This is a genomic window from Cupriavidus sp. 05N38 (genome assembly GCF_056397345.1).
In genome coordinates this window covers 1-12,751 of record NZ_JBFTNF010000060.1, presented here as the reverse complement: position 1 = coordinate 12,751, position 12,751 = coordinate 1, and the positions used below count along the sequence as shown (strand labels likewise).

The 12,751-nt window shown below is 60.4% G+C and carries 8 protein-coding genes and 1 pseudogene; 2 read left to right on the top strand and 7 right to left on the bottom strand.

Annotation, left to right across the window (positions count from 1 at the left end; translation table 11 throughout):
* Positions 1-182: 182 nt before the first annotated feature.
* The 4 genes from AC1DK4_RS31440 to AC1DK4_RS31425 form a co-directional block, all read right to left on the bottom strand.
* On the bottom strand, positions 183-1,343 hold the full coding sequence (locus tag AC1DK4_RS31440; protein ID WP_441622023.1) for a porin: 1,161 nt from the start codon (positions 1,341-1,343) through the stop codon (positions 183-185).
* A gap of 228 nt (positions 1,344-1,571) precedes the next feature.
* A complete protein-coding gene (locus AC1DK4_RS31435) occupies positions 1,572-2,564 on the bottom strand; it encodes a Bug family tripartite tricarboxylate transporter substrate binding protein (protein ID WP_441649915.1) in 993 nt (330 codons plus the stop codon).
* A gap of 166 nt (positions 2,565-2,730) precedes the next feature.
* A complete protein-coding gene (locus tag AC1DK4_RS31430; protein ID WP_477132009.1) occupies positions 2,731-3,798 on the bottom strand; it encodes a beta-keto acid cleavage family enzyme in 1,068 nt (355 codons plus the stop codon).
* A gap of 77 nt (positions 3,799-3,875) precedes the next feature.
* Complete coding sequence (locus tag AC1DK4_RS31425; RefSeq protein WP_441622019.1) at positions 3,876-4,856, bottom strand: quinone oxidoreductase family protein; 981 nt, start codon at positions 4,854-4,856, stop codon at positions 3,876-3,878.
* 523 nt (positions 4,857-5,379) lie between these two features.
* Here AC1DK4_RS31425 and AC1DK4_RS31420 point away from each other — a divergent pair.
* Complete coding sequence (locus tag AC1DK4_RS31420) at positions 5,380-5,760, top strand: hypothetical protein (protein WP_441622017.1); 381 nt, start codon at positions 5,380-5,382, stop codon at positions 5,758-5,760.
* A gap of 247 nt (positions 5,761-6,007) precedes the next feature.
* On the top strand, positions 6,008-7,519 hold the full coding sequence (locus AC1DK4_RS31415) for an ATP-binding protein (protein ID WP_441622015.1): 1,512 nt from the start codon (positions 6,008-6,010) through the stop codon (positions 7,517-7,519).
* Between the two features lie 134 nt (positions 7,520-7,653).
* Here AC1DK4_RS31415 and AC1DK4_RS31410 read toward each other — a convergent pair whose 3' ends face one another.
* From AC1DK4_RS31410 to AC1DK4_RS31400, 3 genes and pseudogenes are all read right to left on the bottom strand, one after another.
* Entirely contained in the window at positions 7,654-11,343 is a 3,690-nt protein-coding gene (locus tag AC1DK4_RS31410; RefSeq protein ID WP_441622013.1) for an SNF2-related protein, read from the bottom strand.
* 26 nt (positions 11,344-11,369) lie between these two features.
* Entirely contained in the window at positions 11,370-11,990 is a 621-nt protein-coding gene (locus tag AC1DK4_RS31405) for a DUF6880 family protein (RefSeq protein ID WP_477132000.1), read from the bottom strand.
* A 212-nt stretch (positions 11,991-12,202) separates the two neighbouring features.
* Positions 12,203-12,442, bottom strand: a pseudogene (locus tag AC1DK4_RS31400) (calcium-binding protein); the annotation flags it as partial.
* Positions 12,443-12,751: the final 309 nt, after the last annotated feature.

Here is a 12,751-nt window from a genome sequence, read left to right as displayed (position 1 = left end):
ACGTGAACGGTGGGAAGACCGCCGCGTAGACTGCCTTTTTACTTGCAGTATCAAAAAGGGCAAAGGTTCCACAGGGGTTTCCTGTGGAACCTTTGAAACCGGGAATGCCGCGGAAAGTGCCGACTTGGCAGGAGATCGGCATTCCCGGTGGAGCTTATGTAGATTGGCCTTGATAGCCGCCCTCAGAACACGTGGCGGATACCCACCGCGGCGCCAAACATCGAGCTTTGGCCATTGGACAGCGCGTAGTTGTTGACCGTAAGACTGGTTGCGTAGTTGCTCGCGGCCGATTCCATCGCCAGGCCAGCGTTCTTTGAATAGGCCATGGTCAGATAGATATCCGTACGCTTCGAGAACGCGTAGTCGGCAATCAGGGCAATCTGCCAGGGATTGGCAATGTGCGTGTTGCCGCCGAGGCTCTTCACGTTCTGATAGTCATACTCGAGCGTGAAGTCGAGTGCGGGAGACAGCCGGTACTGACCGCCTATCCAATAGAAATCGTCGCGCATGGTCAGGGTACCGTTCTGGTCCTTGTTCTGGCCCCAGCGATAGCCGCCCATTACCTTCGCCGTGCCATTGATGGCGTAGCTGCCCATGACTGCGGCTTTTCTGAAGGTACCGCTGCCAGTGCCGATCGTCGGATTCCACTGGTCATAGGCAACGCCTATGCCGAAAGGCCCGGAGATATAGCTCAACCCCGCCCCATAGGCGGAGTCGCGGCGAAACTGCCCGGGAACTTCACCGTTGCCACCGGCGGCCGGAACATTTGGGGCGACTTGCGGCAGCGTCGTCCCTACGCCAAACGACATGTTGGCCTGTGCCGTAAGGCCGCCGAACACGCCGACGTACTTCACCGCATTGTCCTCGCGGAAGTTCGCTCCGGTGACCACGCCGATCGGCTCGTACTGGGTGGCATATCGGGCAGGGATAAAGTTGGCCAGCGTAGAAAACAGCGACTGATATTGTCGGCCGAATGTGAGCTGCCCATATTCCGAGCTAAGGCCAACAAAGGCCTGGCGACCAAACAGGCGGCCGCCTTGCTGGGACGTGCCGGTATCGAGATTGAAGCCGCTTTCCAGAACGAAAATGGACTTCATCCCGCCGCCCAGGTCCTCCGTGCCGCGAAGACCCCAACGCGAGCCGGAGTACCCACCGGAGTCCTCGCGGACAACACTATGGCCGGCGCCCGACTTGAAACCGTTGGCGGCCGACGGCACAGCGGCGCCGACGCGATTGACGTACTCGACGTTGACGTCTGCCACACCGTACAAGGTCACGCCGGATTGCGCACTCGCTGCCCCACACGCACTAACGGCGGCCAAGGCAAGAATCTTTCTTTTCACCAGAACTCCTCCACGTTCATTGTTATCGTCTCCAACCTTGTGGCGCGCGGATGCCACGAGGTCAAAGCGTTGCCAGGCGACGAATTGAGATTCGATTTCCCCCTTTACGCAAAACAGCCGCGCATATGCAGGGACGAGCGCGGCCCCTCCCCCTTCGGGTGAGCAATTGCGCTTCGTCCTGTTTTAAAGCTTGAATTTGCTGCGGCTCTACGGGGGGGAATCAGGGCACTAATCGATCTGGATCCCCGCATCGGTAGCGATCTTCGACCAGAGCTGGAGATCGTTGCTGACCATCTCGCGGAACTGCTCCGGAGTCTTCGCAGGTGGCGGCCCAAAGTTCATGGCTTTCATCGTGGCTGCGAGATCAGGAGATTTCTGGACCTTATTGATTTCCTCAGCCAGCCTCTTCAGGATCGCCGGGTTGGTTCCCGAGGGTGCGAAGACGCCGAACCAGCCCACCGCATCGAACTTGTAGCCCTGTTCACCCATGGTCTTGACGTCGGGCAGCTGCGGTGCGCGCGCATTGCCTGCGATGGCGATGGCGCGGACCTTACCGGAACGCAGGAAGGGAATGGGCGCGCCCGGATCGGTCCAGCCGATTTTCACGACACCTGAAGCAAGGTCGGTCAACAATTGATTCGAAGTCCGATATGGAACGTGATCGGTCTTCATGCCGGTCTGCTTCTTGAGCCATTCCATCGTCAGCTGCCCGGAAGACCCCGTGGACCAGGTGGCGTAGCCGTATTTTTCCGGGTTTACCTTCACGAACTGGATCAGCTCCGGCAGGTTGTGAACCGGCAGATCATTGCTCACCAGCAGCACCACCCCGCCCTCCGCGGTCTCGGCGATCGGCACAAGGCTCTTCTTCGGATCGTAGGGGATGGTCTTCAGCACGGCCGGGGCGATGACCATGTTCGATGCCGTGGTGTAAAGCAGCGTGTACCCGTCGGACGGTGCCTTGACAACGACGTTTGTTCCGACGACCCCACTGCCGCCCGGCCGGTTGTCAACGACGACCGGTTGCTTCAAGGACACCGACAGGCGTTGCGCCAGCAGGCGTGCCAGAGAATCGGTTCCTGATCCTGCGGATGACGCTACGACCATCTGAATCGGGCGCGCGGGCCAGGCATCCTCCGCCCGCACCGGCGCGGATGCGTACAACGCCGCAAGCGCTGCCGTGCCCAGCGTGGCAGCAAGCAGCTTTTGCATTCGAAATGTCATTGTCACCCTCCATATAATTTTTCTGTTGGCGATCGCTCTAGCTGCGCTCGTTCCGGATGCATCGCTCTGGCAGCACAGGAACGCCAACCGCAAGGGCGACGCAGCCCCAAGCGGCACGAGCAACGCCGACGCGAAGCACAGCGCAAGAAGGCCGCGTGAACCGTTGTCAGGCCGACTGATTTTCTTGCTTGCGCAGGAATCCCTGGTGGCCACCATTACGATTGGGCGAGAAGCCATTGGCCTGGAGCGTTTCTTCCACGGTGTCGTAGAACACGCCAAGCTTCAGGATCTCTCGCGTCTGCTCCGCCGTCGCGATGGGGCGACCGAAYTCGCSGGMRATRCGCACCAGTTGCTTGATCTGCTCGACMGARCTCATCTTSCCCGTKCGGGTCTGGTTCCAGAGCACATCCTCGATGCCGCATCGCACGTGCAGGCCCAGGGCCATGCCGATCATGTTGATGGGCAGCACATTGAGCACCGAGCTTTCCACCGTGACCACGGCGCCATCGGGTACCGCACGCAGCATGTTGGTCAGGTTGTAGATGTTCGCCTGGTCCATGCCACCACTGATCGCCACCCAGTTCATCACCAGCGGGCCCTTGTAGACGCCGCGGCGAATCATGCGTTCGATCGTTTCAAAGCTGTTGATGTTGTAGACCTGAAACTCGCTCTGGATGCCGGCGGCCGTGAGGCGTCGGATGTGTTCCTCGGCCCAGCTCGGATTCGAGGGCACGATCATGTCCTTGTACGTGTCGTAGAGATGCGGGAATCCGCGCGACACGCCCTTGAAGTCATCCAGGCCGGCATGCTCGGTCACGTTCATCTGCGTCGTGTTGACTGTCACCGTCACCTGATCAGGCTTCGGATCGAGTTCGGCCAGCATATGCCGCGTGTCGTCGCTCAGCCATTTGGCGGCCTGGCCTTCTTCGGGCGCGAAGCTGATGGAGCCTCCAACCTGGATCACCATGTCGGGCACGGCGGCGCGCACCCCGGCGATCAATTCGTTGAACATGGACAAACGCTTGCTCCCCTTGCCATCGGCTTCACGGACATGCAGATGCAGCACCCGGGCACCGGCTTCGTAGCAATCCACCGCCTTCTGGATCTGTTCCTCCATGGTGACAGGGATATCCTCCGGGAAGTCCGCGGGAATCCAGCCCGGCGCATACGGAGCGGCCGTAATGATCAGCGGCTGCTGGTTCTCGGGATACAAGTGGCCGTCAAGGAAGTTCATGATGATGGGTCTCCAGGGTGAATCGTAAAAATTGAGAATGTCGAACCAGATGAGAGCGTTTCCGGGGCGGGAAACCGTCAAATCACAAAGATGGAAGAACCCGTGGTCTTTCGAGCCTCGAGGTCCCGGTGTGCCTGCACGGCGTCTTCCAGCGCATAGCGCTGATTGATCTCGATGCGGATGCGGCCTGCCGCTACATGGCCGAACAATTCATCGACCAGTTCCGCCTTCTCAACAGGATCGGCGATATAGTCGGCCAGGCCGGGACGCGTCAGGTATGCCGAGCCTTTGCGGGCCAGAATTGCCGGATCGAACCCGGTGACCGGGCCGGAGGCGAACCCCACGCACACCAGCAGGCCGCGGCGCTTGAGGGAGTCCAACGAGGCCATGAAGGTGTCCTTGCCCACGCTGTCGAAAACCACGGACACGCCCACGCCATCCGTCAGTTCCCGCACGCGCTTGGCCACGTCCTCATGGCTGTAGTTGATCGTGTAATCGCAGCCATGGGCGCGCGCCACTTCGGCCTTGGCATCGGTAGACACCGTTCCGATCACGGTCAGACCCAGCAGCTTTGCCCATTGCGAAATGATCAGGCCGACACCACCCGCTGCGGCATGCAGCAGAATGGTGTCACCCGCCTTGAACGGGTAGATCCGGCGCATCAGGTAGGAGGCTGACAAGCCCCGCATGGTCATCGCCGCGGCGACTTCGCAAGTGATTGCCTCCGGCAGCTTGATCAGCGGCGCGGCGGAGATCAGCCGCTCCGTGCTGTACGCGCCCAGCGTGTTGGCGAAGCCCGTATAGGTCACGCGGTCGCCGACCGCCAGATGGGTGACGCCGGCCCCGACGGCCTCGATCACGCCGGCGGCTTCGTTGCCGATTCCGCTGGGAAGCGGAACCTGATAAGTGCCGCTGCGGAAGTAGGTGTCAGCAAAGTTCAGTCCTGCGGCCACGTGACGGACGCGGACCTCTCCCGGCCCCGGCTCGCCAACCGTGGCGTCTTCAAAACGAAGGACCTCCGGCCCGCCTGTTTCGTAAATCCTAACGACTTTCGCCATGTGGTCTCCTGCCTTCCTCGAATATGAAGATGCACCTGTGGCTTGCCGATTGAGCTCGCCTGAGGGGCTACCTGTGTGTCGAATCATCAGGCCGGGCCCAGCTTTCCGCTTTCCCGCATGCGTCATGTGCTTTCCTTTTTCTGACAAGGATCTGCGGGGGGGCTCTCAGGTTGGCGTCGGCAGCGCAAGGGTGTAGTCGCGAACTGGCGCGACATGCCGCGGGTGGACCTCGGGGAGGGTGAACTTGCGCCAGGCCTAGAAGCGAGGGATGCGGCTGAGTTCGGTGGCTCACGAAAGCCGGCCACTTGTCTGGCAGATGCTGCCCGCGACCGCCGAGCTGTTTGTCGGACTCGCCCGTTACCGGCACGCGTATGTGCTGCCGCCGACGCCCGGCGAAGAGCGCCCCCGCTGCTTCCGGCGATCGGCGGGGAAAGGGCCTTGATTCGCCGCAACAAAGCAGCCGCCTACGCTGTTTGCACCACCATCAACTTCCGAAACGCAAGAAGAAGCGATCGACTTCAGTGTGCTCGCGGACCGGCCCTTTCTGGTCGCGATGCTGGTTGTCGTACTGGTCGCCGGAAAATTGCTAGCCTTGATGTTCCTGGCCGGCAAGATCAACCTGCCGCGCGAACAGCGCATCTATTTCGCGATCCTCCCTTTCGCAAGGAGGCGAATTCGCCTTCGTCGTGACCGCCGCGGCACAGGCCGCGCGCTTGCTCGACAGCGAGCAGTTGTCCATCCTGGGACTGTCAATCGACAGTCGCCCGAACGCACTACGGAAGACCAGGTGATGGTGACCCTTGCAAGCCAACTGCGCACTGCACGTGGGGCAAACGCTGATCCGGGCAACCGCTTCGGCAACCTGTGCCGCGACCATCGTGCGCTGCAGCCGACTCAGCAATGATTTCGCTTCCTCCAGATGCAGGCCTATAAGCCGAGGGGTTCGTGGATATGTGAAGCAAAAAGCGCTTATTTGGACTGTTCAAGATAAGATACATTTTTGTAACTTATACGGGATATCCAAATCTACACGTCCCCGGCGCTATTCCGCTTGACGTAGGGAACGGGCTTTTCCGCAGCAAGCCGTCTTCCCACCTAGCTTTGCGGTCAACCATCACTTAAGATACATAAATGTAACTTAAGCAGAGAATATGACCTCCTGGGAATTCTACGGACGAATGAGGACGCTGGAGACTCTGGACCGGATTGTCCATGGCCCAAACTGGTTCTTCTGCCGCATCCAAGGCCGACGACGCATTGGCAAGACGACCCTGCTGCGTGAGCTATCCAAGAGCGAACCGTCGTTACTCGCTCGGATGGTCTACATGCAGATACCAGACTCAGACGAGCGAGATGTGGCGGCTGGGTTCCGCCGGGCGCTGGAAGACTGCGAATCCGAGATCGCAAATGCACTGGCCCCGCAAGTCACTGACTTCGCCTCGATGGCCGGCGTGATCGGCCTTCTATGCCGCCGCGGCTTGATCGTCGTGTTGGACGAATTCCAGTATTTCACGGAGGGGAGGCTCTACGCCTTCAACTCATTCCTGCAGGAGCAAGTGGACCGGCTGCGCGATACGCAAGGGGGCGGGCTGTTTGTCCTTGGCTCCCTGCAGTCGGAAATGAGCGCGCTCCTCGACGACAAGGGTGCGCCGCTCTTTGGGCGGCTCACTGCGACTATCGATCTGCAGCACTGGGATTTCGAGGACTTGATCGAGGTGTACCGCGCACACGATATCCGCGACCCGCACCATTGGCTCACGCTCTGGGGCTTCTTCGAAGGCGTTCCCAAGTTCTACCGGGACGCGTATGACCAGGGCCTATTTCAGGTGGACGCCCGGTTTCAGGAAGCCTTGCTCGAGCGGATGTTCCTTCGCGAAGGCAGCCCTCTGGCCGAAGAGGCAGACACATCCTTCCTCCGTGAGGTGAAGGGCAGACTGCTCTCTGTCCTAAACTTCCTCTCGGAACATCCGGGCTCGAGCCACGGGCAACTGGTCGGCACACTGCTGCGGGATGAAGACGAAGCGTCGTTGAAGGTCACAATCAAACGCTTGGTCGAGAATTACCATATGGTCGACAAGCGCCACCCGGTGTTCTCGGAGAGCAAGAGCCGCAATTCCCGCTATTACATCACCGACAACTTTCTGCAGGTGTGGCTGTCGGTCGTGAAGCCGGCGCGGGACGCTTCTCGCATGCGCCCGCTATCGAAGGCGATCGATCTGACACTCCCTCGGCTGCACGGACACGAGGGATACGCATTCGAGAAGCTGATTCGTCAGTTGCACGTAGAGTGTTCGCGAAAGGGCGTGGGCGATTTCTCGCTGACCTCCATCGAACTGGGCTACTGGAATCGGCCGCGAGACGAACAGAACGCGATCGAGATCGACATCGTCGCACTCGACGAGGACGCGCGGCGTATTCGCTTCGGCTCGTGTAAGCGCAGTGCAAGCAAGCACACCCTGTCCTCGCTTTCCGAATTTGAGCAACAAATCGAGCGGTTCATGTCGACAAAGGAAGGGCGCCGGGTGAAAGGGTGGACTTCGACCAAGGCGCTGTTCTCGCCAGCCTTTTCTGACGAAGAGGCTCGGGCGTTGACGGCCGCCGGCTACCAGTGCCTGGACTTGCCGGCGTACGTCAGGATGCTTACGTCTCCGCGGTCAGTGTGATACTCGGGCCAGCCCGCAGAGCGCTGTGGCGAGCGTTGCACTGCTACGTGCGCGTGGCGGTGGAGCGGAGGTGGTCAGGACCGCCAACATCAAAGCCGAATAGTCTTTGCTGCATGACGTGGGGCGACATCCTTTCAGCGCTCTCCCAGGCTAAACAGCGTCTTGAGCTCGTCCCGGCTAAGATTACCGATCCACTGTTCGCCCGTGCCTACTGCCAAGTCGGCCAGTTCCCGCTTGGCGAAAATCATGTCATTGATACGCTCTTCAAACGTAGCGCGAGTGATGAATCGGTGGACCTGAACGTTGCGCTGTTGGCCAATGCGATAGACTCGGTCGGTTGCCTGCGCTTCCACCGCTGGATTCCACCATAGATCGTAATGGATGACGTTGGAGGCCGCGGTCAGATTTAGCCCTGTCCCGCCGGCTTTAAGTGACAGAATAAATACACGCTCGGTACGGTCGTTTTGAAATCGCTCGACCATAGCATCTCGTTTGGTTCGCACGACACCCCCGTGCAGAAATAGCGGATCGCGGCCATATCGCTGTCGCAGCCAACTGCAGAGCAGGGTTCCCATCTCGCGGAACTGGGTGAATACCAGCACCTTTTCGTGGCTGGCGTGGATATCGTCGATGAGCTCGAAAAAACGCTCCGCTTTGCCAGACGCCGCCGCGTCGGCCTGTCCCTGTTTCAAATATTGCGCCGGATGGTTACAGATCTGCTTCAATGCCAGAATCATCTGCAGCACCAGGCCTTGGCGCTTGAAGGTGTCGGATTCCCCTGAGATGACTCGCAATCCCTCCTGTACCACCGATTGATACAGCGCCGTCTGGGCCTTGGTCAGCGTGCAGTATTGATCCTGCTCGATCTTGTCGGGCAGATCGCTGATGACGGCCTTGTCGGCTTTCAGGCGTCGCAGCAGGAAGGGGGCCGTGACCCGCTTGAAGCGCTGCACGACATGCTGATCGCGCTGGATCTGAATCGGCATCGCATATTCCCGCGCGAATTGATTGAGGCTTCCCAGATAGCCCCGGTTCGCAAAGTCCAGGATGCTCCAGTACTCGGACAAGCGGTTCTCCACCGGCGTCCCACTCATGGCAATAAAGCTGCTGGCCGCGATCGCTTTCACGGCCTTGGTCTGGGCGGCAGCCGGGTTCTTGATGTTCTGGGCCTCATCCACTACGACGACGCGCCATGCCAAGGCATGGAGGGTAGCAGCAGCCGTACGCGCGATACCGTAGGTCGTCAGCAGGACATCAGGCCGACTCACCGCGAGCTCACGCTTGCTGCCGTGGAAGATGCCAACGCTCAGGTTGGGGGCGAAACGCCCAATTTCCTTCTGCCAATTGGTCAACAAACTGGTAGGCACGATGACCAGGGCCTTGGCGTCGTCAAGCGCGCCATCCTCCTTGAGCTTTTGCAGCGTAGCGATGACCTGCAGTGTTTTGCCCAACCCCATGTCATCGGCGATCACGCTGCCCAAACCGATTCGCGCGTTGCGATAAAGCCAGGCATAACCCCGCTGCTGGTAAGGGCGTAGGGTGGCGTTGATACCACGAGGCAACGGGACCGTGCCCGCTTCCACCAAATCTTGAATGATCTTGCGGGCCTTGGCATCCAGGCCAACGGTCGTGCCGGCGAGTTCGCCTGCGAGGGCCACGCGCAACAGTTCAGCGCCCGAAGGTGCCAATGGCTTAAGCAGTTGGGCACGCAGGCGCTCGATCTCTTTGGGATCCAGATAGACGTACGCCCCTTTGAAACGTACAACGCCTGCGGCATCCTTCACCAACCTTTCAAACTCGGCGCGCGTAATGAGATGGTTACCGACGGCCACTTTCCAGTCGAAGGCAAGAACATCGTCGGCGCGAAAAAATCCCGCAGTATCGGTCGCCGTACCCTTGATCTGCATGGACAGGCGAGGTCGCAGTAGATGGTTGAGCGCCTTCGGTAGCAGCGCGCGAATCCCGAGCAAGCGGATTACCGGCAGCGTATCAAACAGCAAGGCCGGCAGCTCATCCGCAGCAATCTTGACGGGGGTCTTGGCGCCAGCACTGATATAGGCATTGAGCGGTTGGAAAAACTCGGCCAGTAGCGCGATTGTCTGCAGAATGCCAAAACGGCCCTTCGACCAGGCCTCATCGGTCAGAATCGCTGCCAGTGGTACTGGTTTCTCCAGCGCTGCCGAACGATGCTCGATCGCGAGTGCCAGCCCGAAATGGCCCGCTTTTGCCTCCTCGAGGCATAGCACCGGTACATGTTCTCGGCGCGCCAGATGGTATCGGGATAGCCAGGTGTGAATGCCGGCGGCGATTTCCCCTTCACCGGGACCGTCGTAGCGGGCTCGGCCGGTGCAGAAGAACAAGGCCATCGTCTTATTCCCGAGGGGCTTTTCGCTGGCGCCATCCGCCCATGCGTGAATGAAGTGATTCAGAAACAGAGAACAGAGGAACGTTGCCTGGGCCTCCTGGGTGAGGACGGCACGCTTCCTTCCCTTCCCGGTCTTGACCAGGCCAGCTGGCAACGCAGTGGCAAGTCGCTGCATGACGGTCGCCACGAAACCATCGAGCGTGGCTGGGAGCCAGCGCAGCAAGACAGTGTCGGTATCCTCCAAGAGGATTTGCGGGATCACCGCGCCATGCGCGATCAACTGCAGTGCCGTCAAGCGCACTTGGAACAGCGCGGCGACCTCGGGCTGCACGTCTGGCAGATTGCTCACATCTACGTGAGCCAGTGCTGCTTCCAGTGCTTCGATGGTGGTGATGTCCTTCGTGCCGAACACCGACGGGTGCAATCTTGCGTCCAGTTCAATCCCCGGCCGGTCATCACCGGAGAACGTGAGGCGCTGCGCGTCGACGGCACCGGCGCGGGAATCCATGGCTTGTCGCGCGGCCTTTCTCGAACGTGCCAGAAGACGCCGCAACGTCTCGCGAAAATCTCCATTGGGAAAGAAAGTGGGGCGCGCCGGCAGCACCTGTAGCAGTGGATCGGACAGGTCCGGAATCCCGGAGAAATCCAGCTGATCAAGCGCAGCAAGATCCCCCGCATCAGCCAGGGCCTCTGAAGCTGTCGGCAGCAACTCGGTCAACGTGGGGAGGACAGCCCCAGCTGCCGGCGCCAAATGGATGTCGCGCGACTTCAAGGCTTGCGCCAGGTCGACACCCCGCAATGAAAACACCAGGAACGGATTGCCGTCGATTTCCCGGCTCAGGAGGTAAATCACCGCCGCCAAGTGCTTGCAAGGCACGGCCCAATCGGGGCAGGAGCATTGCATATCGAGGTCCTTCCACCGGGCAGGGAAGACGGAAATCCCAAGATTGCGTGCGTGGTCCAGCACCGACGGATCCAGTTCCCGGTTGAGCATCCGGGCGATCAGGGTGGGCTCGGCGGCGATGGCGTCCAGAAGCCGTGCGGAATCCTTGGCGGAAAGCGGCGGTACCGTGATCGTCACCTGGTAGGGACGTGGCCGGGAGCCCTGTATCTGGGCGTGGATCGTCCCGGCCCTGACGACAAGATCCTTGACCGCTCCTTTGTTCGCGTAGGTCCGCCCGCGCGGCAGACGATTGTCGTAGTCGATGTGTGTCAGGGCATTGAGCCATTGCTCGCCCCACCACGTTCTACCGAAGGACTGTCGCACCACTGGCCGGGCCTCCTTCAATGCTCGGTGGATTTTCCGATCTGAGGGGAATCCGCTATCCAAATCAGTGCCATTCCCCGGCGCCGGATCAAAGCGCCCCGCTGCCTCCAGTTCCTCCATCGGCAGCCCGTACTCGGCCATCTGGGCCTGGATCCAGCGAATCGCGTTCGCCCGCTGATTTCTTTCTGTCATTGCTACCGTCGTCGCTGTCGTTGCCGTCATCCGGGGGGCAGCAGGTGCCCTCTGTTCTTTGTCCTGCTCATGCGCTTGAGCAAGGCCGTCAATTGGCCGGGGTAGGCTGGCGCCCACGGCTCAGCTGATGCAATCGCCCCGATCAGCGCACGGTACTCTCCATATTGATCGGCATTGAGCGCGGCGACAACTTTCGTGGCGAATAGTGCAGGGTCGACGCCTGCGTGGGCACTCACCTTGACCAGATCGGAGCAGGCCTCGTCAAAGATACCACTGACTTCCCATCCCTCTTCGGTCGTGCGTTCATAGACCGTTCCGGCCAGCGCGAAGAATTCCCACATCAGGTCGGGTGCGCGATCGGGGGCAGCTCCGGCAATAGAGGAGGCGATGGCCACCCGGATGGCATCGAGCTCCGCTGYCAATTCGCTGAGCTGTTCCGCGTCGAGAAACGACGTTTGCGCGCCGAGTTCACTGATCCATTCGCGGACGGCAGCGACCATGTTCTCGCCGTGGGGGGCGGCCAGCTCAAATCGCAAGCGACGCCGTAGACGGGGATGCGTCCTGGCCAACTCGGCCAGCACCGTCCCCTGGCGCTCCGGTTTGATCGTCGCCACGGCTTTGACATCAATTTCATCGTCGATCGACAACAACTCCCTCCCTCAAAATTCCCCGGATGCAACCGAGCACACCGGACACGCGCGACGGCCGTTGCTGCGTGAGATCGAGGCACGAGGTAAGCAAGCTCCGTCCGCGACAGCGCAATGGCTCTCTGGATTCCGAATGCGTAACCTTGATCGCGCCAGTAGTGCCAGTCCGCGACCGCAACGCGCGTCGGCTTGTCGCCGTTCACCGGATCGATCTGGGCTAGGGGCGCCACCACGTCGCATTCGCCCCACCGAACCTAGGCAAAAATGCCGACCCGGCGGAGATCTTCATGAGCGAGTCCGGTGACCAAGACGTGTTCGCCGATGGGCAGCGGCGAGGAGTCCATCGCCTTGCGAACACTGGCTTTGAATGGAAACGAGAACTCTTCTTCCAGGTAGCAGTACCACGATAGCGCACGCTCCTCCTCGGTAGACGCGTCGACGACGATTTCCATCTCGATGCGATGCTCACGTTGCGCGTTGAGCTTTAGCTTGGCCATGATGTCGTTCGATAACCGCCTGCGCGCGAGGCGCGTTCCAACTCGGCCCCGAATTCGGTATACAACTCCGCCAACTGGCGGTCAGGCCGCTTGCGCCAGCGCCTTGTGCCCTGCAACTCTTCAACATAGCCGCGGGTGCTTTCCATCTTGCGCCTGCCGAGAACTCAGCCCACAGCGGTCTCTAGCGCAGCTTCGTATTGCCCCAGGCAAGCCATGCCATTCATCCGTGAGCGCTGCAGTAGCGTCCAGCGTCCGTTGCGCTCG